This window comes from Stenotrophomonas sp. YJH_SMC_80, assembly GCF_059372495.1.
In genome coordinates this window covers 60,721-83,218 of record NZ_JCAFVP010000001.1, presented here as the reverse complement: position 1 = coordinate 83,218, position 22,498 = coordinate 60,721, and the positions used below count along the sequence as shown (strand labels likewise).

The following is a 22,498-nucleotide window of genomic DNA, read 5'->3' as shown; positions in this document are numbered from 1 at the left end:
GGCATTCCGCCCGGGCCCCTTCCACTCCCCACGTCCTGTTTTCGCAAGGAGTCCGCAGATGATGCTGAGCATCCTCGGCTTTGGCATGGTCATTACGTTCATGTACTTGATCATGAGCAAACGCCTGTCGCCGCTCGTCGCCCTGATCACCATTCCCATCCTGTTCGCGCTGATCGGTGGCTTCGGTGCCGGCATCGACGAGATGATGCTGGAGGGCATCAAGAAGATCGCGCCGACCGGCGTGATGCTGATGTTCGCCATCCTCTACTTCGGGGTGATGATCGACGCCGGCCTGTTCGATCCGCTGGTGCGGGTGATCCTGCGCTTCGTCAAGGGCGATCCGATGAAGATCGTGCTTGGCACCGCGGTGCTGGCGATGCTGATCTCGCTCGACGGCGATGGCTCGACCACCTACATGATCACCGTCTCGGCGATGCTGCCGCTGTACCAGCGGCTGGGCATGAACGCGCTGAACATGACGTGCGTGACCATCCTTGCCGGCGGCGTGATGAACCTGACCCCGTGGGGCGGCCCGACCGCACGCGCGGCCACCGCGCTGCACGTGGACCCGGCCGACGTGTTCGTGCCGCTGATCCCGTCGATGGTGATCGCCTGTGCCGGCGTGCTGCTGCTGGCCTGGTACCTGGGCCTGAAGGAACGCCGACGCCTCGGCGTGGTGACCCTGCCCAAGGGCGGCAGCTGGATGGACAACAGCGTGTCCGATGACAGCAACCCGCTGCCGACCGTGGAAGACGCCGAAGACATCAAGCGCCCGAAGCTGCTGTGGGTGAACCTGGCGCTGACCGTGGCACTGATGACCGCGCTGATCATCGGCGTGCTGCCGATGCCGGTGCTGTTCATGGTCGGCTTCGCCATCGCCCTGGTGATCAACTATCCGAACCTGGCCGAGCAGCGCCGCCGCGTGGTCAACCATGCCGGCAACGTGCTGTCGGTGGTGTCGCTGATCTTCGCCGCGGGCATCTTCACCGGCATCCTCAACAACACCGGCATGGTCGAAGCGATGTCACACAGCTTCCTGGCGGTGATTCCGGAATCGTGGGGCCCGTACCTGGCGGTGATCACGGCGGTGGCGTCGATGCCGTTCACCTTCTTCATGTCCAACGACGCGTTCTACTTCGGCGTGCTGCCGATCCTGTCCGAGGCCGCTGGCAACTACGGCATCACCCCGGTGGAAATGGCACGCGCCTCGCTGGCCGGCCAGCCGGTGCACCTGCTCAGCCCGCTGGTGCCGTCCACCTACCTGCTGGTGGGCCTGGCCAAGGTCGAATTCGCCGACCACCAGAAGTTCACCCTGAAGTGGGCCATCGCCATCTCGATGCTGCTGATGGTCGGCAGCCTGCTGTTCGGCCTGTATCCCCTCGCCGCCTGACCCTTTGCCAAGGAGCCTTCTGCAATGACGCTTCGAATCGCTTACGTCACCAGTGGAATGGGCAGTGTCGGCACTGCCATCTGCCAGAGCCTGGCCCGCAGCGGCCACACCGTGGTTGCCGGCTGCGCGCCGAACTCGCCGCGCAAGGCCAACTGGCTGCGCGAGCAGCGCGAACAGGGCTTCGACTTCATCGCCTCCGAAGGCAACGCGACGGACTGGGCCTCGACCAGCGCGGCGTTCGCCAAGGTCCGCGCCGAAGTCGGCGAGGTGGATGTACTGGTCAACAATTCCGGCGGCAGCCGCGACCTGCTGTTCCGGCAGATGACGGTGGAGGACTGGAACGCGGTGATCGCCTCCAACCTCAACGCGCTGTTCAACCTGACCAAGCAGGTGGTGGACGGCATGGCCACGCGGGGCTGGGGCCGCATCATCAACATCGGTTCGGTCAGTGCCCACAAGGGCCAGATCGGCCAGGTGAACTACGCTACCGCCAAGGCCGCGATGCATGGCTTCAGCCGTGCGCTGGCTGCCGAAGTTGCGTCGCGCGGGGTCACCGTCAACACGCTGTCGCCGGGCTACATCGCCAGCCAGGCGATCAGCAGTTTCCCGCCGGATGTACTGGACCGGCTGGCTGCCTCGGTGCCGGTTCGCCGCCTGGGCCGCCCCGAGGAAGTGGCCGGCCTGTGCGCGTGGCTGGCGTCGGATGAAGCCTCGTATGTGACCGGTGCCGACTACGCGGTCAACGGTGGCCTGTACATGGGTTGAGCCCTCCCCCACGGAGTGCGCGGGGGCCGGATCACCTTCAGTTGTGAAGGTGATCCGGCCCCTTTTGTTTCTGCATTTCTGAGACGCACTTCCCGATACATCGGCAGAACCGGTGCTATAGCTGCCAGCGCTCGCCGAGCCCGATGGATGAACGGCTGGAATCGCGGATCAAGGAGGTTGGCATGCGTGCATTGCTGATTGCGCTTCTCGTGGTCGCCACTACGCTGCTGGCGACACCGACCCGCGCGGAGCCCCCGCCTATGCGGGTGATCACGGGCCTGGGCTGCCCCGACTGGCTGATCCCAGGCGCGCCCACGCTCGACGCGCAGATCACCGGCCATCCGGAGTGGACCTTCGCCTGGGCTCCCGCGTCCTATACCAATCGCGATCCCATCCGGATCTACATCCAGTCCTTCGACTGCGATTCCTCCGACATTGCAGGCTATTACTTCCGGATCGCAGCCATTGCCCATGAAGTGGGACACGCACTGTATTTCGAAGGTATCGCCTTGAGCACCCGAGGTGCGTTCATCCAGCACTTCTGCACCATGGAGGGGAAAGCGGTACTCAACAACCTCACCGCGCGCAGTGAGCTTCTGGTGACCAGCCTGGGGTACTACGACATCGGCGTAGCTGCGTCCAACGGTCCTGGCCTCATCGCACAGGCCGATGCCGGCGGTGAAGACCTGGACCGGCAGGTAGGTAAGCTGTTCTGCGACAACAACGTAACTTCAACCACCGGCGAGAACTACAACGACTTCTACGGAAGAATCTACGATGAAGCGATCGCAGCCCGTCCCTGAACTTCTTCTGATCCTGAGCCTGTTGGTTGCCGGTTCTGCAACAGCAGCCACGTCCGCTGCCACTGCGGAAGAGGCGGATGCAACCTGGCGGCTCGTGGAGCGCTGGTCCTTGCAGCTGTCACGCTCTGACCTTGTCGCGCAGCTGTCACCCCTGGCTCCGGCCGGCTCGCGTTCGGAAGCAAGAATGGGCCGGGGCGACAGCGCCACCATCGATCTGGCGCCATTCGCGGTCGCTGGGAGGATCAAGGGGCCCTCTGGCCAGATCTACACCGACGCGTCGGGGCGAATCATCAAAGGCATTACGCTGCGGCTGAGCGGCGCCTGCATCTCGCGAAAGCAGATGGGTCGTCGCTACCCCGACTTCAATGTCCTTTCCGTGCCGTCAGGGCATAGCCTGGACGAGTCGACGGTGTTCGGCACAGTAGTGAACGGCATCCAGATCGGGTTCTCATTCTCCGAACATGACCGTGACTGCATGGACCAGCTCAAATTGAGCTGGCCTGGGGAGCGCTTCTGATTCCCACCGGCCTACCACCATGACGAACATGTTGCAGGACACGCACCACTGCCCTGCACCGTTCGTTGGTTTTCCGTAAAGAAGGTTTCATGTTCCGTTCGCATAGTGGCCATGCACCGCGCACGCGTGCCGGTGACCACCCCCAATGCAACGGACCACCATGCAGACCCGACACCTGACGATCGCCGTGGCGATCGCGCTCTCCGCCGCCACCAGCGCCCATGCCGCCACCGCCGCCGATACCGGCGCCAGCACCGATGCCGCGCTGAGCGCGCAGACGCTGGATACCGTCTCCGTGATCGGCCAGGGCGAGACCCGCCAGGTGCAGCGCATCACCACCGTCGACAAGCAGGTGCTGCCGCCGGGCACCAGCGGCCAGAAGATCCTCGACCGCCTGCCGGGCGTGTCGGTGCAGTCCAACGATGCCTTCGGCGCCAACGAAGAATCGCAGACCATCAGCCTGCGCGGCTTCGACAAGAGCCGCCTCGGCTACACGCTGGACGGCATCCCGCTGGGCGACAACAGCTACGGCAACTACAACGGCCTGAGCATCGCCCGCGCGATCATCGCCGAGAACCTGGCCGGTGCCGAGCTGTCGCAGGGCATCGGTTCGCTGGGCGTGGCCTCGACCAGCAACCTGGGCGGCACCATCCAGTACTTCTCGATGGACCCGTCCACCGAGTTCGGTGGCCGCGCCAGCGTCACCGTCGGCGACAACAGCCAGCGCCGTGGCTACCTGCGCGTGGATACCGGTGACATCAACGGCTTCTCAGCCTATGTGTCCGGCGTGCACCAGGACCAGGACATGTGGGCCGCGCCCTACCAGAACCAGACCACCCGCCAGTTCAACGCCAAGGCAGTGTGGAATGTCGGCGACCACCGCTTCGGTGCGTTCGTGGCCACCTCGCGCGCCAGCCAGGCCAACTACGCCTACCTGTCCAAGGACATGCTGGCGCGTGGCCTGGGCTGGGATTGGAACATCTACGCGCCGGACTGGGATCGCGCCGTCGCCGCTGCGTACTGCGCGCCGGGCACCTACAACAAGGCACGCTGCAAGTTCAGCGGCGGCGTCAACAGCATCGACGATGCCTACTACCAGAGCCGCGCATTGCGCGACGACAATCTCTATTCGGTCGATGCCGACCTGCGCCTGGGCGAGCAGGGCCGCCTGAAGCTGCTGGCCTACCACCACGACAACCGTGGCCAGGGCCACTGGTGGGCACCGGGCCAGCCGTCCTACCCGGGCACCGACAGGATGCTGCCGATCTCGATCCGCAGCACCAACTACACGATCAACCGCGATGGCCTGACCGCCGCATTGTCGTGGACGGTGGGCATCCACGAACTGGAAGCCGGCCTGTGGTATGAGCAGAACGACCACAACGTCTCGCGCAACTTCTACTACATCAGTGGCCCGTTCCTGGACGACCTGTACCTGAAGAATCCTGATCGCCTGCTGTTCAACCAGGACTTCGACATCCGCACGCGCCAGTTCTACGTACAGGACCGCATGCGCTTCCTGGACCAGCGCCTGACCGTGGACGTGGGCATCAAGAGCCCGAACACCCGCATGCGTGCCACCGCCCAGCCGGGCGTGGAAACCAGCATCGCCTCGGGCACGCTGACCGCCAAGGAATCGGTGCTGCCGCAGGTGGGCCTGGGCTTCAAGCTCAACGCCAACAACGAGCTGTTCGCCTCGTACGCCGAAAACATCGCCGCCTTCGTCGGCGGTGGCAGCGGCGGCCCGCTGCAGGTGTCGCCGGAATCGTTCGCGGCCAGCGCTGGCCTGGAGCCGGAGAAGTCCAAGAGCCTGGAAGCCGGCTTCCGTACCTTCGGCGAGAAGTACCAGGCGTCGATCGCGGGTTACAACGTGAAGTTCGACAACCGCCTGCTGTCGTTGAACCCGTGCTCGAGCATCGAAGTCGGCACGCGTCCGGAGTGCGTGACGCGCTTCATCAACGTCGGTTCGGTGAAGAGCTACGGCGCGGAACTGACCTTCATCCTCAAGCCGATCGACGGCCTGCAGTGGTACAACGCGCTGTCCTGGAACAAGACCACCTACGAGGATGACTACACCTCGGGCGGCGCCATCGTTCCGGTGGCCGGCAAGATCACGGTGGATACGCCGCAGCGCATGGCCTCCAGTGAGATCAGCTGGAACCGCGACGGTTTCTTCGCCAGCCTGCGTGCCAAGTACACCGGCAAGCGCTACTACACCTACACCAACGACCAGTCGGTGCCGGGCGTGACCACCTTCGACGCCGGTGCGGGCTACGACTTCGGCCCCGGCCTGGGCCTGCGCAACGTGCGGGTGTCGTTGAATGCGACCAACCTGACCAACAAGCGCTATGCCGGCCAGCTGAGTTCGTTCGCACCGACTGATCCGAAGGGCACGCGTTATGCGATCCATGCGAGCGCACCGCGGCAGTTGTTCATGACGGTGGCGGCGGAGTTCTAAATCGAAAGCGGGCGCTGCAGCGCGTTGATTGTTCCTGCATGGCGTGGGTAGGCAGGCCCATGCAGGACACGCCGTAAACCCATCCATGGGGGCTCGATCGGCGCATCCATGCGCCTCACGGTCCTGCATGGGCCTGCCTACCCCCGCTGGACAGTTCCCCGCGCCGGCGCGGAGGCAATGGAAAGCAAGAGCAAAAGCAAAGAGCCGGGCAATGCCCGGCTCTTTGCTTTTCAAGCGCAATCCCTCTGGTGGACCTGCTGCCGCGCCCGCAGGAAATTGTCTGGAGGAGGCGGGGCACCCTGGTCAGGACCGTTGGCGCCATGGATGGCGCCATCGAGCACCATGGAGGGGCTTTTGCGTGTCCTGACCAGGGTGCCCCGCCTCCTCCCAGCCGATAGCAGGCAGGCGCAGGAGGATCCGCCAACGCATTTCATTCCGGCGCCAGCTGGTCCATCCGTATCCGGTTGGCAAACAGCGAGAACGCCAGCATCCCGGCCAGGCCATTCGCCCGGCTCACCCAGTGCGGCAGCCAGCGCGGAGGCTTCAGCACCCCCGCCTCGAACAACGGCGCGAACGCGATCGCATCGGTCAGGCTCATCTTGCCGGCGAACAACCAGCGACAGACCTGCAGGCGGTCCTCGGCCAGCATGTGGCGGAAGAAGGTGTGCACCGACACCAGGCCGCGCAGGTACACCGTGTCCTTGGTGAAGGCCAGGCCGCCACTCGGCGGCACGCCGCGGAACACGCGCTGTGCCGAGGCGAAACTCTCCTCTGCGTTCTGCCCCGCATCGCAGAAATAGCGGAACACTTCGATGAAATCGGCGCCTTCGCGTGCCATCGCAATTGCTTCGGTACGCAGGCTGATGCGCTTGAGGCGCTCGATGTCGATGCTGCCGGTGATCTGCTCGGCGAAGGTGGCCAGACCTTCCTGGGTGGCGGTCACCCGTGGCGAGGACAATGCCAGGCTCGGCAGCACCGGCTGTTCGCGGCCGTTCAATGCGGTCAGCGAATGCACCAGCGCTTCGTGGTGGAACAGCTGCGCGCGGTCGTAGGCACTGAAGCGGGCACTGGTGCGCAGTCGGATACGGGTCGGACCGGCAGCCGCCTTGGACACCAGTTCCGGGTCGAGCTGTACCTGGATGATGCGCGATTCGAAGAAGGCATCCAGGTCGTTCTGCAGCTGCAGCTGCAGGGCGATGGCCGACACTGGCACCTGCTCTTCCGGCGCCAGCAGTTCGTGGTCCAGTTCGGCGGCAATCTGGATGAAGTGGCGCGCTGCTTCGCGCGTGCTCGGGCCATTGCCCGGCAGCGGCTGCTCGGGTGCGCCGAACAGCTGCACCGAACAGGTATCGACCGCCGCGGTGCCCAGCCCTTCCAGCAGCTGCGCGGCCAGGTCCCAGCTCTGCGCCGACTGTCGCACGTAGTGGCCCAGTGGGTGGCTGTCGTCGCAATCGGCGGCGATCGCGGCCAGCGCGCGACGTTCTTCGCTGAAGTCCAGCCGTGGGTAATCCACCTTCGGCAGCACCGGCTGACCACGTGCCAAGCTGTCCAGAAACGGTGCCTGCACCGTTGCCGGCCAACTGGTCAGGCCCAGCAGGCGGATGCCTCCCACGGCCTCGACCAGGCGCGCATCGAGCGCTGCATGGTGGGCCACGTCACGGTCCAGCGTCGCAGTCGGTTCCATGCGCGGACTATAGCGCCCTGCCCTTGCTTTGGTAGGTGCCAACGTTGGTTGGCGTCCGCCGACGGCGGGCTTCGGACACACCCGTGCCAACCAGGGTTGGCACCTATCAGGAGCGGGCAGTTGGCACCCGCCCGAAGCAGACAGAGGCGGGGTCATTGCAGGGGTCAGCGCCCATTGCGGTGCAATGGGATCCGACCCCGCGGTACCGATCAGCGCCTACGCGGCTTGCCGGCCGGGCGGAACTGCTGGCCCTTGCCCTTCTTGCCGCCACGCTCCTGCGCGGTCTCGGCCTGGCGGACCGCCAGCTTGGCGGCGGCGGCGGCCACTTCTTCCTTCAGCTTGAAGTAGTTGAGCAGCCGGCTCTCTTCGATCTCACCTGCTTCGATCGCTGCGCGTACGGCACAGCCCGGTTCCTGCTGGTGCTTGCAGTCGTTGAAACGGCACTGTGCGGCCAGCGCTTCGATATCGGCGAAGCCGCCTTCGGACAGCGTCTCTTCGCCGGTCGGCTTCAGCTCGCGCATGCCGGGGGTGTCGATCAGGCAGGCGCCGGTCGGCAGCGGCATCAGCGCGCGGTGCGTGGTGGTGTGGCGTCCGCGCGAATCGTTGGCGCGCACCGCGTTGGTCTTCATCCGCTGCTCGCCCAGCAGGGTGTTGGTCAGCGTGGATTTGCCGGCACCGGACGAGCCCACCAGCACCACCGTGCGGCCCGGGCCCAGCCACGGCTGCAGCACCGCCACGCTGTCGGCATCCAGGCCGTTGATCGCATGCAGCGCGATGCCCTGCATCTCCAGCTCCTCCAGCACCGCCAGCGCGTCTTCGCTGTACTCGGTCTGGTCAGCCTTGGTCAGCACCACCACCGGCTCGGCACCGCCACCGCCGACCAGCAGCAGGTAACGCTCGATGCGGCGCGGATTGAAGTCGGCATCCAGGCCGCAGACGATGAACACCGTATCGATGTTGGCTGCGATCACCTGCTGGTGGTAATGCTCGCCGGCGGCGCCTCGCTTGATCGCGGTGCGGCGTGGCAGCAGCGCGACGATGCGGATGCCATCGAGCAGCACCCAGTCACCCACCGCCGGCCGTTCATGGCTGGGGAAGCGCGGGCGCTGCCATTCCGGCAGCGACTCGGCCTTGATCGACGCGTCCGGGCCATCGGCCACCACGTAGTGGGTGCGGTGCTGTTCGATCACCCGTGCCGGGCGGGCCTGCGGATGTGCGGCCATCGCGGCCTGCCAGTCGGCCTGCTGCGCCGGGCCCGGCCAGGGCCAGCCGATGGTCTGCAGGGCGATGAAATCGGGGGTCTGGGTCATCGCCGCCATTCTACCTGTGCCGGCGCCCTGCCAGCCCAGCAATGACGGGCCCGGCGCCCTTGCCATGCATTGCAGCAATTCCGGTAGGATGGAAGCCCCATGCCTTTTGACGGCCCAGCTCCCATGTCCACCAACTCGCCCAAGCCCCTGGCCATCCGCGAGCGCCTTTCCGAGGTGCGCTACGAAATCCGCGGAGAACTGGCGCGGCGAGCCCGGGAGCTGGAGGCGCAGGGCCGCAAGCTGATCAAGCTCAACATCGGCAATCCGGGCGCTTTCGGCTTCCGCGCGCCGGAGCACCTGCAGCGTGCGATCGCTGACGACATGGGCCGCACCGACCCGTACACGCACCAGCAGGGCCTGCCGGTGGCGCGCGAAGCCATCGCCAGCTACTACGCCCGTCGTGGCGCGCCCGATGCGCACCCTGACCGTGTCTTCCTCGGCAATGGCGTCAGCGAGCTGATCGACCTGTCGCTGCGTGCGCTGCTCAACCCGGGCGATGAAGTGCTGGTGCCCTCGCCCGACTACCCGCTGTGGTCGGCCTCGACCATCCTCAACGATGGCCGTCCGGTGTACTACCGCTGCGCACCGGAGAACGGCTTCCAGCCGGACCCGAGCGAGATCGAGACGCTGGTGTCCTCGCGCACCCGCGCCATCGTGCTGATCAATCCGAACAACCCCAGCGGCGCCAGCTACCCGCGCGAACTGCTGGAGCGCGTGGTCGAGATCGCACGCCGCCACAACCTGTTGCTGCTGGTCGACGAGATCTACGACCAGATCCTGTACGACGACGCGGTGTTCCAGCCGGTCGCGCCGCTGGCCGGTGATCATCCGTGCCTGACCTTCAGCGGCCTGAGCAAGGTGCACCGCGCCTGCGGCTGGCGCGTGGGCTGGGCCCACCTCAGCGGCGACGATGCCCGCCTGGGTGACTTCCGCGCGGCACTGGACCTGTTGGGCGCGCTGCGCCTGTGCGCCAACGTGCCTGGCCAGTACGCCATCGAGGCCGCGGTGAACGGTCCGGACACCATTTCCGAGCTGTGCACGCCGGGCGGCCGCCTGTATGAAACCCGCCGCGCGGTCATCGAGGCCTGCGAAGCCAGCGAACATCTGTCGCTGGTCGCGCCGGCCGGCGCGCTGTACGCGTTCCCGGCCGTGGTCGGCGCCGCTGCGAAGGGCTTCGACGACCACAACTTCGCACTGGACCTGATGAACAACGAAGGCGTGCTGGTGGTGCCGGGCTCGAGCTTCAACGTGCCCTACCGCCATCATTTCCGCGTGACCTTGATGCCGGAGGCCTCGGTGATGCGCGATGTGTTCGCGCGCATCGACCGCGTGCTGGCGCGGCGTGCCGAGGACGCGACCAAGGTCGTGCCGCTGAAGCCGCGCCGTTCGGTGGCCTGAGCGTGGCGCTGTCCTACCTGGCGCTGGGCGATTCGTACACCATCGGTGAAGCGGTTGCAGTCGAAGGCCGCTGGCCGCACCAGCTGGCCGCCACGCTGCGTGCGCAGGGCATTGAGCTGTCCGATCCGCAGACCATTGCGACCACCGGCTGGACCACCGACGAACTCGATGCGGGCATCGATGCGGCTGCGCCGCAGGGGCCGTTCGATTTCGTCAGCCTGCTGATCGGCGTCAACAACCAGTACCGCGGGCGTCCGCTGGACGAATACCGCAGCCAGTTCCTGGCGCTTCTGCAGCGGGCGATCGGCTTTGCTGGCGGTGATGCCGGCCGCGTGCTGGTGCTGTCCTTCCCCGATTGGGGCGCGACCCCTTTCGGCGCAGGCAGTGGCCGCGACCTGGCCGCGATCGAGATCGAGACCGACGAGTTCAACGCGGCAGCCGAGGTGATCAGCACCCAGCAGGGCGTGGCCTTCGTCGACATCACCGATATCAGCCGCGCACAGGGCGAAGACCCGACGATGATCGCCGAGGATGGCCTGCACCCTTCGGCGCGGATGTACGCGCTGTGGAGCGCACGCGCCCTTCCGGTGGCCACGCACCTGCTCGGCGGCACGGACTGAGGCGATGGACGGCACGCCACGGAACGGCCCGCCCCTGCCCTGCACTCCCCTGACGGCCCCGCAGGCCCGCTTGATTGCCGAGGCCTTCCGCCCGGTGCAGGCCTGGGGCAGCCGCCGCGACTACTACTACACCCGCGGCAAGCTCGGCAGCGATCCGCTGTACGACGGCGTGCTGCAGCATCTGCCCGATGACGGGCAGCCGGTGCTGGACCTCGGCTGCGGGCTGGGCCTGTTCGCCCATGTACTGCGCCAGCGCGGCGGCACCCAGCGCTACCTGGGCGTGGACGTGGATGCCGGCAAGATCACCCGCGCGCAACGTGCTGCCGCCGACCTGCATGACGTGCGCTTCGACTGCGTGGACGTGCAGGCACCACTGCCGGCGCAGGCCGGGCACGTCCTGCTGCTGGACGTACTGCAATACCTGGACGCGGTCCCGCAGCAGGCACTGCTGCGCGCGGCCAGCGCACAGGTGGCCCGCGGCGGCTGCCTGCTGCTGCGCACGCCGCTGGCCACCGGCGATGGCCGCGACCGCACCACGCGGGTGGCGGACCGGCTGGCCTGGCTGGTCGGCTGGATGGGCACGCGGCCGCGCCACTACCCCGATCCAGAGGTGCTGCAGACGACGCTTGCCGAAGCCGGATTGCAGGTAACCGCCCCTCGGCCGCTGCACGGGCGTACCCCCTTCAACAGCTGGCTGCTGGTGGCGCACCGGAACCGGTAGCACCGGGCCATGCCCGGCGAGCGCAGCGCCACCTGTGGCATTCGCCGGGCACGGCCCGGCGCTACCCCATACGTGTCAGCCGGTAGGCAGCTGCGCCTTCAAGCCGCGCTCGTCCAGCGCCTGCAGCACGCGCTCGATGATCGCCAGATTGTGGCCGTGGGCGGCGCCCTCATGCAGCAGCACGATGGCTCCTGGCTGCAGGTCGGGCAGCAGCCGCGCCAGCACGCCCTCCGGCGTGCAGCCGACACCGTCGTAACCGCGGGCACTCCAGCCCACGCGCACCAGGCCCAGTGCCTTCAACACCGGCGCCACGAACGGGTTGGTCATGCCCACCACCGAGCGGTACCAGCGCACCGGATGCCCGCTCAGGGCCTGCAATGCATGCTGGCAGCCTTCGATCTCGGCCCGCATCGCCGCTGGTCCCAGGCGCCAGAAGCGGGCCTGCGGGTGGCTGAGACTGTGATTGCCCAGGTCGTGGCCACGGCGCAGGATCTCGGCCACCAGTTCCGGCTGCGCCAGCGCACGGTCCCCCACCAGGAAGAAGGTCGCACGCGCGTGGTGGCGGTCCAGCAGGTCGAGCACGGCGCGGGTTTCCGGGCCGGGGCCGTCATCGATCGTCAGCCAGACGCTGTTGCCGGTCTCTGGCAACCGGCTCAGCACCGGTGCGTAGAAGCGGCTGTTGGGCAGGAATATCGGCACCATGAACAGCGCGTGGCTGGCCACCATCAGCGGCAGGCCCCAGTGCCAGCCTGCCAGTACCCATGCCAGGATCACGGCCAACTGCGACGCCACCAGCCAGGGCAGCCAGCGCCAGGGCCGGGTCGGGATGCGATGCAATGTTCCTGCGTTGCTCATCCCCCATGATGCCATGAGGGGTAGAATTGATGATTCGAATTCCCGGAAACCCGACGTCCATGTCCCTCGATCCCGCCCTGCGTTCGCGCATCGAATCCATCCTCAACGCCAACCGCGTCGTGCTGTTCATGAAGGGCCAGCCGTCGATGCCGCAGTGCGGTTTCTCGGCCAAGGCCGTGGGCGCCCTGCAGGATCTCGGCGTCGAGTTCGCCCACGTCAACGTGCTGGCCGACCAGGAAATCCGTGAAGGCATCAAGGCCTACGGCGACTGGCCGACCATCCCGCAGCTGTACATCGACGGCGAACTGGTAGGTGGCAGCGACATCGTGCTGCAGATGGCCGCCAGCGGCGAGCTGAGCAGCGTGCTGGGCCTGGCCGCACCGGACCGCACCCCGCCGAGCATCACCGTCACCCCGGCCGCCGTGGAAATGCTCAAGGGCGCGCTGGCCGATGCTCCGGGCGCTGCCCTGCAGCTGAGCATCGACGCCGGCTTCCAGCCGAATTTCCAGCTGGCCCCGCACGACGAAGGCGCGATCGCTGCCGAGTCCAACGGCCTGCGCGTGCAGTTCGACCTGGCCAGCGCGCGTCGCGCCAACGGCATCACCATCGACTGGGTGGACGACATCCGCGGCAAGGGCCTGGCCATCGACAATCCGAACGCACCCAAGCCGGTGCAGGAAATCAGCGTGCGTGATGCCGATGACCTGGTGCGTGCCGGCAACATCACACTGGTGGACGTGCGCCCGGCCGAGGAGCGCGAGATCGCCGCCGTGGGCGTGCCGTTCAAGAGCTTCGACGGCAACGGCCGTGCGGAGCTGGAGGCCCTGCCGAAGGACACCGCACTGGCCTTCATGTGCCACCACGGCGGCCGCAGCGCACAGGCTGCCGAGCAGTTCCGTGCACTGGGCTTCACCAAGGTGTTCAACGTCACCGGCGGCATCAACGCCTGGTCGGAAGAAGTGGACAACGGCGTGCCGAAGTACTGATCGGCCCTGAAAAAGGGGACGGAGGGGATTAAGTCGTTTGCGCCATAAACGACTTAATCCCCTCCGTCCCCTTTTTCTTAGCCGGCGAACCCGCCTTCGGCCAGGTAATCCAGTTCTTCCGCCGTGGGGAAGCGACCGAGCACGGCATTGCGATGCGGGAAACGACCGAAGCGGCGGATGATGTCGCGGTGCAGTTCGGCGTACTGCAGGTATTCCTTGTCACCCAGCACGTCGAACATCGCCACCGAGCGGTCCTGGTCCAGCGGGTCCTCGGAGTGCTCGAACGGCAGGTAGATGAAGGCGCGCAGCTTCGGCACCAGCTGCAGGTCCAGGCCTTCCTCGATGGCGCGCATGGCGTAATGCCGGGCCAGGCCATCGGTGGCGTAGGAATGGGCAGTACCCCGGAAGCAGTTGCGCGGGAACTGGTCGAGCAGCAGCATCAGGGCCAGCGCCCCTTCGGCACTGCCCAGCCAATGTTCGCGCGCGCGCGAAGCGGCGGCGAAATGCTCATCCAGAAACAACTGGCGGAACTGCGCGTCGAACGCGTCGTCGCGGGCGAACCACTTCGCGGGGCCCGCCTCCTTCCAGAATTCCACCACTTGCGCGGCAACGTCCATCACCTACTCCCCAGGGCCGGCGCGCCGCGCCAGGCCATCATCATCATTCGTCGAAGCGCAGGTGGCGGACCGACTTGCCGTTGCGCCGGATAAGCTTAAGCGCCTCGATACCGATCTGGATATGGTTTTCCACGAACTGGGAGCTGACCTTGGCATCGGAGGCTTCGGTCTTGACCCCATCGGGGATCATCGGCTGGTCCGACACCAGCAGCAGCGCACCGCTGGGGATGTGGTTGGCGAAGCCGGCGGCGAACACGGTGGCGGTTTCCATGTCGATGGCCATGCAGCGCATCGCCCGCAGCCGCTCCTTGAACGCCTCGTCGTGTTCCCAGACCCGGCGGTTGGTGGTGTAGACGGTGCCGGTCCAGTAGTCGTGGCCGAGGTCGCGGATCATGGTCGAGACCGCACGCTGCAGCGCGAACGCCGGCAACGCCGGCACTTCCGGCGGCAGGTAGTCACCCGAGGTACCCTCGCCACGGATCGCAGCGATCGGCAGCACCAGGTCGCCCAGCTGGTTCTTGCGCTTGAGGCCGCCGCACTTGCCCAGGAACAGCACCGCCTTGGGCATCACCGCCGACAGCAGGTCCATGATGATCGCGGCATTGGGGCTGCCCATGCCGAAGTTGATCATGGTGATGCCGTCGATCGTGGCGCTTGCCATCGGCCGGTCCAGGCCGATGACCGGCGCACCGGTCAGCTCGGAAAAGGTATGCAGGTAGCCGCCGAAGTTGGTCAGCAGGATGTGCTGGCCGAACTGGTCCAGAGGCACGCCGGTATACCGGGGCAGCCAGTTGTCGACGATTTCCTGCTTGCTTTTCATGGGCGGTCCGGTACGGCGGGGGACCGGGTATTTTCGGCCACCCGGCCGGTGCAGTCGAGCCGCCGTCGACCGTCCTGTGAAGAAGGTCACTTGGCAAGCCCGCCATCACCGGGCTAGCGTCGGCGGTTGGACCAGGTTGCAAGGGGAACTGCATGGCATCGACGTTGTTGCGCGCCGGGGTGGCCCTGGCGCTGCTTTCATTGAGTACGGCTCCGGCGGTGGGCGCCTCGCGCTTTGTCGCCGATCCCTACCCCAGCACCTACCAGGCCCATCCCGATGCGCCGGTACTGATCCAGAATGCCACCGTGCTGACCGGTACCGGCCAGCGCCTGGACAACGCCGATGTGCTGCTGCGCGACGGCCGCATCGTGGCCGTCGGCCGCCAGCTGCAGGCCGATGCGGGCGTCACCCGCATTGATGCACAGGGCAAGTGGGTCACTCCGGGCCTGATCGACGTGCATTCGCACCTGGGCGTGTATCCCAGCCCGGGTGTCGGTGCGCACAGCGACGGCAACGAGATGACCGCACCGGTCACCGCCAACGTCTGGGCCGAACACTCGGTGTGGCCGCAGGACCCGGGCTTCGCCACCGCGCTGGCCGGCGGCGTGACCAGCATGCAGGTGCTGCCGGGCTCGGCCAACCTTGTCGGTGGCCGCGGCGTGACGCTGAAGAACGTCCCGGCCATCACCTACCAGGCGATGAAGTTCCCCGGTGCGCCGTGGGGCCTGAAAATGGCCTGCGGCGAGAACCCCAAGCGGGTCTATGGCGAGGGCAAGGGCGTGACCCCGGCCACGCGCATGGGCAACGTGGCCGGCTATCGTGCCGCCTTCATCGATGCCGCCGACTACATCGCCAAGAACAAGCCCAAGCCGGCAAAGCGCAAGAGCTGGTTCGGCAGCGACAAGGGCGACAGCGCCGGTGATGCCGGCGGCAAGCGCGATCTCAAGCTGGACACACTGGCCGGCGCGATCGAAGGCGACATCCGCGTGCACATCCACTGCTACCGCGCCGACGAGATGGCCACCATGCTCGATCTGGCCAAGGAATTCGGCTTCAAGGTAGCCGCCTTCCACCACGGCGTGGAGGCCTACAAGCTGGCCGACAGGCTGGCCGCCGACGGCGTCTGCGGTGCGCTGTGGGCCGACTGGTGGGGCTTCAAGATGGAAGCCTTCGACGGCATTCCGGAGAACATCGCGCTGGTCGACCGGCCGAAGAACAGCTGCGCCATCGTCCACTCCGATTCACCCGAGGGCATCCAGCGCCTGAACCAGGAAGCAGCCAAGGTGATGGCGTCCGCGCGCCGCGCGCGCATGCCGGAGATCACGCCCGAACACGCCATCACCTGGATGACCGCCAACGCCGCCAAGGCGCTGGGCATTGAAGGCCAGACCGGCACCCTGGAGGCCGGCAAGATGGCCGACGTGGTGGTCTGGAACGGCAACCCCTTCAGTTCGTATGCGCTGGCCGAGCAGGTCTTCATTGATGGCCGCAGGTTGTACGACCGCAGTGCACCGGCAGCGACGCCGCGTTCTGATTTCCAGCTTGGCCAGGAGGTGCGCTGATGGTGGTGCTCAAGCAGTTGACGCAGTCTGCCGCGAAGGGCAGCCGAGCATGGTTCGGCGCTACTGTCATGGTGCTGGCCTGCATCTCCGCATCCGCACAGGCACAGGACCTGCTGGTGCGCAACGCAACGGTGCACACGGCCAGCGCACGCGGCAGCCTGCACAACGCCGATGTGCTGGTCCAGGGTGGCATCATCCGCGCGGTCGGCCCCGGCCTGTCCGCGCCGGCCGGGGCGACCGTGGTCGAAGCCAATGGCAGGCCGCTGACCCCGGCCCTGTTCGGTGGCATCACCGAAACCGGCATCGAAGAGGTCTCGGGTGAATCGAGCACGGTGGACAGTTCGTTGAAGCTCGGCGAGCAGCCGCTGCGCCCGGAATTCGACGTCACCCTCGCCTACAATCCGGCCTCGGTGCTGATTCCGGTCACGCGCCTGGAAGGCATCGGCTTCACTGCATTGGGGGCCGCCACCGGTGGTGGTTTCGTGGCCGGCCAGGGCGGCGTAATGCGGCTGGACGGCAGCGCCGACCCGATCGGACCGCGTGCCCTGTTCCTGCGCATCGGCGCGGCCGCCTCCGAACTGACCGGCCATTCGCGCGCCGCGCAATGGATGCTGCTGCAACAGATGGTCGACGAAGCACGCGGCCAGGTTGCTGTGGATTCTCCGCACGCGCTGTTGACCCCGGCCGGGCGCCGTACGCTCAGTCGCTACCTGGCCGGCCAGGGCCGCATCGTGGTGGAGGTGGATCGTGCCTCGGACATCCGCCAGCTGCTGCGCTGGGCCACACGCGAGAAGGTAAAGATCGCCATTGCCGGTGCCAGCGAAGCCTGGCAGGTCGCGCCGGAGCTGGCCGCTGCGCACGTGCCGGTATTCGTCGACGTGCTGGCCAACCTGCCGGCCAGCTTCGACCAGATCGGTGCCACCCTGGAAAACGCCGCGCGCCTGCAGCGTGCCGGCGTGGCGGTTTCTTTCGTGCAGCGCGGCGATGCCACCCACAACGCGCGCAAGATGCGCCAGCTGGCTGGCAATGCAGTGGCCAACGGCCTGCCCTGGGCTGACGGTCTGGCCGGGCTGACCCGGGTACCCGCACAGGCGTTCGGCGTGGCCGACCAGATCGGCAGCATCGAGCCCGGCAAGCGCGCCGACCTGGTGCTGTGGGAAGGCGACCCGCTGGACGTGGCGCACTATGCCGAACAGGTCTGGCTGGGCGGCCGTGCGATGCCGATGCGCTCGCGCCAGACCGACCTGCGTGATCGCTACCTGCAGCGCAATGCGCAGCCCTGACCGCATTGAAGGACACCACCATGGCCACCCTGCGCTGGTACTTCGACTTCGTCTCGCCCTACTCCTACCTGCACTGGCAGAAGCTGAAACAGTTGCCGCAGTTCGCGCAGATCCAGACCGTGCCGATCGCCTTCGGCGCGGTGCTGCATCACCTGGGCAATCTCGGGCCGGCCGAGATTCCGGCCAAGCGCCGTTTCATGTACCGCCAGCTGCAATGGACCGCGCAGGCCGAGGGCACGCCGATGCGCTTCCCGCCCGGCCATCCGTTCAATCCGTTGTCGGCGCTGCGCCTGTGCCTGGCCGCCGGAGCCAGCGCACAGGCGGTGGACGTGCTGTTCGACTGGATCTGGCGCGACGGCCATGCCGGTGACAGCGCCGAAGCCCTGCGCGAACCGGGTGCGCAGCTGGGCATCGAGGATGTCGCCAGCGCCATCGCCGCCCCGGCGGTCAAGGAACAGTTGCGGCGCAACACCGAGGCCGCAATCGGCGCCGGGGTGTTCGGGGTCCCGACCCTGGCCATCGACCAGGAACTGTTCTGGGGCAACGACGCCCATCCGCTGATGGCGGCCGTACTGGCCGATCCTGCCCTGCTGCAGCAGCCCGAATGGCAACGCCTGGACAGCCTGCCGGTGGCGGTGCAGCGCGATCGCTGAACAGGGGTGGCGCGTTTCCCTCGGGCGCGGGCTCTGGTTTTGAGATAGATTTCACGTTTCCGAACCTACAACCGCCCTGGAGGGGGAGCCGCGGATGCGCATCGGAATCGTCGTCGACTCGGCCTGCGACCTGCCGCAGGACTTCATTGCCGAGCACAACATCGTGCTGCTGCCGATCACCGTCCGCATCGGCGAAGCCGTGCTGGCCGATCACCGCGATGAGCAGGCCACCCTGAGCTTCCTGCACGCGCACGTGGCCGAACACGGCGCCGAGGCGGAAACCATTCCCTTCAGTGTCAACCAGATCCGCGACCTGTTCCTGCAGCAGCTGGTGATCGATTACGACCACGTGTTCTGCATGACCATCACCAAGACCCGCAGCCCGATCCATGACAACGCGCTGCAGGCCAGCTTCGCCATCCTCAACGACTACAAGCCGGTGCGCCAGGCGGCAGGCTACAACTCACCATTCGCGCTGCGCGTGCTCGATACCCAGAACCTGTTCGCCGCGCAGGCGGTTACGGCGGTGGAAGCCGTGCGCCTGCGCGAGAGCAACGCCAGCGTGCAGCAGATCCGCGAGCGGCTGGAGGAACTGGCCGGCAACGTGCACGGCTACATGGTCACCCGTGACCTGTACTACATGCGTGCGCGCGCACGGCACAAGGGCGACCGCAGTGTCGGCCTGCTCAGCGCCGCACTGGGCAGCGCGCTGGACATCAAGCCGGTGCTGCATGGCTACCGCGGCGAGACCGGGCCGGTGGCCAAGATCAAGGGATTCGACAATGCCGTGCAGAAGCTGTTCGCGGTGGTCGGCCAGCGCGTACGTGCCGGACTGATGACGCCGACGGTGTGCGTCAGCTACGGCGGAGAACTGGACGAGCTGCGTGCCCTGCCCGGCTACGCACAGCTGAAAGAGGTCTGCGCCACCCATGGCGTGACCGTGTACGAATCGGTGATGAGCCTGACCGGCATGGTCAACGTCGGCAAGGGCGCGGTCACCGTAGGCTTCGCCGATGGGCCGCATCGGTTCGAATGAGCGCTGGCCACGGCCGGAATCTGCACATCGATTCCACTGCGGTTGTGCCAGTCTTGCCGCACTTCAAGGAGAACTCCATGCCTGCGCAGTACCACATCAGCCTGCCCGACCCGTCCAAGGCCCGTGGCAATGACCCTGACCTGTCCTTCCACTCGCAGGGCGCCGCCGGTTTCGCCGAAGAGCTGCAGGATGCCCTGCGCAGCGGCACGCTGTTCGAGCGCTGGAAGGCCAAGCAGCCCGACCCGGACGCGGTGGAACCGCAGTGGGGCGTGACCGATCCGGAGGCCACCGTGACCGGCGAGCAGAAGGACCTGCGCATCAACCTGGTCGCCACCACCCGCATCGACAGTGACGTGTTCAAGCAGCGCCTGCGCCTGCTGGCCGGCAGCCACTGGGAACTGCGCGACGTGCGTTGAGGCCCTGCTCTGGTAGGTGCCAACCCTGGTTGGCAACTACCGGGACGCGAGGTAGTGCCGGCCGCTGGCCGGCAACCGCAACATCCATGAAGGTGCCGGCCAGCGGCCGGCACTACCAGCCTCCACCCAGCGCGCGGTACAGCTCTACACGCGCGATCGCGGCGGTGGCCTGGCTGTTGGCCAGCGCGGCCTGGTTGTCCAGTGCGATGCGCTGGGTGGTCAGCACGTCCAGCATGTCGACCACGCCGGCCTGGTACTGCCGGCGCGCCGCCCCCAGTGCCGTCTCGCTCTCATCCACTGCCACGTGCAGCTGCACCGTGCGCTGCTGCTCGGCACTGTAGCCATCCATGGCGTCATCCACTTCGTGCCATGCCTGCAGCACGGTACGGCGGAACTGCAGGGCCGACTGTTGCTGCTGCAGCCTGCTCAGCGCGAGATTGGCCTTCAGCCGTCCGCCCTGGAAGATCGGCAGGCTGATCGACGGACCGATGCTGAACCGGTGCGCGTTCCAGCCATCCAGATCATCCAGCTGCTTGGCCTGGAAGCCTGCGTCGCCATTCAAGGTGATGCGCGGCAGGAAACTGGCCTTGGCCACGCCGATGCCTGCCGTTGCCGCATGCAGTGCCGCTTCGGCACGACGGATGTCCGGGCGACGCTCGGCCAGTTCACTGGGCAGCCCCACCGCTACGGCCGGCAACGCCGGCCAGTCACGGCGTGCATCCTGCAGCTGCGCGTCCAGCGCATGCGGCGGCTGCGCCAGCAGGAACGCCAGCGCATTGCGCAGCTGCGATTCGCGATGCCGCAACGGCGCGATGCGTGCCTGCAGCGACGCCACCTGCGCGGCCGCGCTGGACACCTGCAGCGTGCTGGCCACACCCTGGCGTTGGCGTGCTTCGGTCAGGCGCTTGATGTCGTGGGCAATGCTGAGGTTGTCCTCGGTGATCGCCAGCAGCTGCCGCGTCGCGCGCAGCTGCAGGTAATCACGCGCGGTTTCCGCCAGCAGCGCGATGCGCGCTGCATGTGCATCCTCCTCGGCCATCTGCACGCGCGCGTCGGCCGCTTCCACCTGCCGCCGCACGCGGCCCCACAGGTCCAGTTCCCAGCTCAGGCCGATACCGGCCTGGAACAGCCCGTAGTCATCACGGCCGCCGTTGCCGGACGGATCATTCAGGCCCACCTCGCTGTTGCGTGCACGCACGCCACTGGCGCTCGCGCTGACGCTGGGCAGGCGATCGGCGGCGGTGATGCCGCGCGCAGCACGGCTCTGCTGCACGCGGTTGGCCGCCAGCTGCAGGTCCAGGTTGGCCGCCAGCACCTGGTTGGCCAGCTGCCCCAGCAGCGGATCGTCGAAACCGGCCCACCAGGCCGCGTCCTGGTCGATGGCGTTGCCGGCGACGGCCTCACCCTGCCAGTGGCTGGGCAGTTCCGCCTGCGGGCGTACGAAGTCCGGACCCATCGTGCAGGCAGCCAGGGCCGTGCACAGGCTGGCCGCAACGAAGATGCGGAACACGGTGACTGCGCTCATGCGCCCTCCCCGCTCTTGTGGCCCGGACTGTGCTGCACGCTCTGCGCGCGCGCGCGGCTGCCCAGGTCAACGCTGGCTTCCACCGACATGCCGGCACGCAGCTGGTCCAGCAGCGGCTGGCCCGGCTCCAGCACGATCTTCACCGGAATGCGCTGCACCACCTTGGTGAAGTTGCCGGTGGCGTTCTCTGGTGCGACGGCAGCAAAGGTGACGCCGGTGGCTGGTGCAATGCTGTCGATGTGCCCGCGCAGCGGCTTGCCCGGGAATACGTCCACCTTCAGTTCGACCTGCTGGCCGGCCTGCATGCGGGTCATCTGCGTTTCCTGGAAGTTGGCGACCACGAAGGCGCGCTTCAGCGGCACCACCGCGGCCACCGGCGTACCCGGCGTCAGGTAGGCACCCACGCGCACCGCGCGGCGACCGACCATGCCATCGATCGGTGCGCGCAGCACGGTGTGCGACAGATCCAGTTCGGCGCGTGCCTGCGCCGCCTCCGCACGCTGCACCGCCGCCTGTGCAGCCTGCACGCCCGCGCTGAGGATGTCGGTGCGCTGGCGTGCGGTCGACAGCGCGGCCTGGCCCTGCTGCAGATGCGCACTGGCCACGGCCTGCTTCGACTGCGCCTGCTGCGCGTTCTGCACGGTACCGGCGCCGTCACGGGCCAGTTCGCGGTAACGCTGCTGGTCGGCACTGGCCAGGGTCAGTTCGGAACGGCTGACATCGACACTGGCCCTGGCCTGCGCGATCAACGAGTCCTGCTGGGCCAGTGCGGCCTGCGCATTGGCCAGCTGTGCACGGGCATTGGCGAGGTCGGCACGGGCCGCCTGCAGGGCGACCTGGTAGTCGCGGTCGTCGATGCGGGCCAGCACATCACCGGCCTTCACCGACTGGTTGTCCTCGACTTCCACGGCACTGACGAAGCCGGGAATCTTCGGCGCTACCAGGGTGTAGTCGGCCACCACGTACGCATTGTTGGTGGTCTGGTGACCGCCATCGCGCAGCAGCAGCCACGCGCCGACGGCCAGGGCCAGCACGCCCAGGCCCAGGCCGGTGTTGAGGGTGGTTCGATTGATCGTCAT

21 protein-coding genes are annotated in these 22,498 nt (G+C 67.1%); 14 read left to right on the top strand and 7 right to left on the bottom strand.

What is annotated here, in order from left to right:
• Nucleotides 1-61 precede the first annotated feature (61 nt).
• The 5 genes from AC5P99_RS00385 to AC5P99_RS00365 all read left to right on the top strand — a co-directional run bounded on the left by AC5P99_RS00385 (nt 62) and on the right by AC5P99_RS00365 (nt 5,933).
• Nucleotides 62-1,390 carry a CitMHS family transporter gene (locus AC5P99_RS00385; protein WP_012481220.1) on the top strand — a complete coding sequence of 443 codons (1,329 nt, stop codon included), beginning with the start codon at nt 62-64 and terminating at the stop codon, nt 1,388-1,390.
• 24 nt (nt 1,391-1,414) lie between these two features.
• The gene (gene phbB / locus AC5P99_RS00380; protein WP_005414435.1) at nt 1,415-2,155 is read left to right on the top strand and encodes an acetoacetyl-CoA reductase; all 741 of its coding nucleotides are present in this window, start codon (nt 1,415-1,417) and stop codon (nt 2,153-2,155) included.
• Between the two features lie 182 nt (nt 2,156-2,337).
• Nucleotides 2,338-2,958, top strand: coding sequence for a hypothetical protein (locus AC5P99_RS00375; protein WP_065426815.1), 621 nt, complete (start codon nt 2,338-2,340; stop codon nt 2,956-2,958).
• Nucleotides 2,933-3,475 (top strand): hypothetical protein, encoded by a 543-nt coding sequence (locus AC5P99_RS00370; RefSeq protein ID WP_049450563.1) that lies wholly within the window; start codon nt 2,933-2,935, stop codon nt 3,473-3,475. The genes AC5P99_RS00375 and AC5P99_RS00370 overlap by 26 nt, the downstream gene beginning before the upstream one ends.
• 160 nt (nt 3,476-3,635) lie before the next feature.
• The gene (locus AC5P99_RS00365; RefSeq protein ID WP_049396509.1) at nt 3,636-5,933 is read left to right on the top strand and encodes a TonB-dependent receptor; all 2,298 of its coding nucleotides are present in this window, start codon (nt 3,636-3,638) and stop codon (nt 5,931-5,933) included.
• A gap of 430 nt (nt 5,934-6,363) precedes the next feature.
• Here the strand turns inward: AC5P99_RS00365 and AC5P99_RS00360 are convergent, their stop codons facing one another.
• Together AC5P99_RS00360 and rsgA are read right to left on the bottom strand one after the other, a co-directional pair.
• Entirely contained in the window at nt 6,364-7,617 is a 1,254-nt protein-coding gene (locus AC5P99_RS00360; RefSeq protein ID WP_108270529.1) for a flavohemoglobin expression-modulating QEGLA motif protein, read from the bottom strand.
• A gap of 209 nt (nt 7,618-7,826) precedes the next feature.
• A complete protein-coding gene (rsgA, locus tag AC5P99_RS00355) occupies nt 7,827-8,936 on the bottom strand; it encodes a ribosome small subunit-dependent GTPase A (protein ID WP_032129866.1) in 1,110 nt (369 codons plus the stop codon).
• A 114-nt stretch (nt 8,937-9,050) separates the two neighbouring features.
• Between rsgA and AC5P99_RS00350 the strand changes: the two genes are divergently transcribed.
• The 3 genes from AC5P99_RS00350 to AC5P99_RS00340 are packed head-to-tail and all read left to right on the top strand — an operon-like array spanning nt 9,051 to nt 11,666.
• On the top strand, nt 9,051-10,325 hold the full coding sequence (locus AC5P99_RS00350; protein ID WP_005414441.1) for a pyridoxal phosphate-dependent aminotransferase: 1,275 nt from the start codon (nt 9,051-9,053) through the stop codon (nt 10,323-10,325).
• Between the two features lie 2 nt (nt 10,326-10,327).
• Nucleotides 10,328-10,945 (top strand): SGNH/GDSL hydrolase family protein, encoded by a 618-nt coding sequence (locus tag AC5P99_RS00345; protein WP_123959014.1) that lies wholly within the window; start codon nt 10,328-10,330, stop codon nt 10,943-10,945.
• Between the two features lie 4 nt (nt 10,946-10,949).
• Nucleotides 10,950-11,666, top strand: a complete 717-nt coding sequence (locus AC5P99_RS00340) for a class I SAM-dependent methyltransferase (protein ID WP_123959016.1) — start codon at nt 10,950-10,952, stop codon at nt 11,664-11,666.
• 75 nt (nt 11,667-11,741) lie between these two features.
• On the opposite strand, the gene AC5P99_RS00335 is transcribed toward AC5P99_RS00340, so the two are convergent.
• A complete protein-coding gene (locus AC5P99_RS00335; RefSeq protein ID WP_123959018.1) occupies nt 11,742-12,521 on the bottom strand; it encodes a polysaccharide deacetylase family protein in 780 nt (259 codons plus the stop codon).
• Nucleotides 12,522-12,580: 59 nt separating this feature from the next.
• Here AC5P99_RS00335 and grxD point away from each other — a divergent pair, with 59 nt between their 5' ends.
• Nucleotides 12,581-13,507: a Grx4 family monothiol glutaredoxin gene (gene grxD, locus AC5P99_RS00330; protein ID WP_033835209.1), complete on the top strand. Its 927-nt coding sequence runs from the start codon at nt 12,581-12,583 to the stop codon at nt 13,505-13,507.
• Nucleotides 13,508-13,584: 77 nt separating this feature from the next.
• Here the strand turns inward: grxD and AC5P99_RS00325 are convergent, their stop codons facing one another.
• Both AC5P99_RS00325 and AC5P99_RS00320 read right to left on the bottom strand, forming a co-directional pair.
• Nucleotides 13,585-14,124 carry a DUF924 family protein gene (locus AC5P99_RS00325; RefSeq protein WP_005410992.1) on the bottom strand — a complete coding sequence of 180 codons (540 nt, stop codon included), beginning with the start codon at nt 14,122-14,124 and terminating at the stop codon, nt 13,585-13,587.
• Nucleotides 14,125-14,167: 43 nt separating this feature from the next.
• Nucleotides 14,168-14,944, bottom strand: coding sequence for an AMP nucleosidase (locus AC5P99_RS00320; protein WP_005414446.1), 777 nt, complete (start codon nt 14,942-14,944; stop codon nt 14,168-14,170).
• 152 nt (nt 14,945-15,096) lie between these two features.
• Between AC5P99_RS00320 and AC5P99_RS00315 the strand changes: the two genes are divergently transcribed.
• The 5 genes from AC5P99_RS00315 to AC5P99_RS00295 all read left to right on the top strand — a co-directional run bounded on the left by AC5P99_RS00315 (nt 15,097) and on the right by AC5P99_RS00295 (nt 19,894).
• Entirely contained in the window at nt 15,097-16,506 is a 1,410-nt protein-coding gene (locus tag AC5P99_RS00315; RefSeq protein ID WP_005410994.1) for an amidohydrolase, read from the top strand.
• Entirely contained in the window at nt 16,506-17,789 is a 1,284-nt protein-coding gene (locus AC5P99_RS00310; RefSeq protein WP_285309643.1) for an amidohydrolase family protein, read from the top strand. Before AC5P99_RS00315 ends, AC5P99_RS00310 begins: the two co-directional genes overlap by 1 nt.
• 20 nt (nt 17,790-17,809) lie before the next feature.
• Nucleotides 17,810-18,442, top strand: coding sequence for a 2-hydroxychromene-2-carboxylate isomerase (locus AC5P99_RS00305; RefSeq protein WP_005414448.1), 633 nt, complete (start codon nt 17,810-17,812; stop codon nt 18,440-18,442).
• Nucleotides 18,443-18,536: 94 nt separating this feature from the next.
• A complete protein-coding gene (locus AC5P99_RS00300) occupies nt 18,537-19,478 on the top strand; it encodes a DegV family protein (protein ID WP_005410997.1) in 942 nt (313 codons plus the stop codon).
• Between the two features lie 77 nt (nt 19,479-19,555).
• Nucleotides 19,556-19,894 carry a hypothetical protein gene (locus AC5P99_RS00295; RefSeq protein ID WP_005410998.1) on the top strand — a complete coding sequence of 113 codons (339 nt, stop codon included), beginning with the start codon at nt 19,556-19,558 and terminating at the stop codon, nt 19,892-19,894.
• Nucleotides 19,895-20,006: 112 nt separating this feature from the next.
• Here AC5P99_RS00295 and AC5P99_RS00290 read toward each other — a convergent pair whose 3' ends face one another.
• Nucleotides 20,007-21,419, bottom strand: a complete 1,413-nt coding sequence (locus tag AC5P99_RS00290) for an efflux transporter outer membrane subunit (protein WP_164221698.1) — start codon at nt 21,417-21,419, stop codon at nt 20,007-20,009.
• The gene (locus tag AC5P99_RS00285; protein WP_012481236.1) at nt 21,416-22,498 is read right to left on the bottom strand and encodes an HlyD family secretion protein; all 1,083 of its coding nucleotides are present in this window, start codon (nt 22,496-22,498) and stop codon (nt 21,416-21,418) included. The genes AC5P99_RS00290 and AC5P99_RS00285 overlap by 4 nt, the downstream gene beginning before the upstream one ends.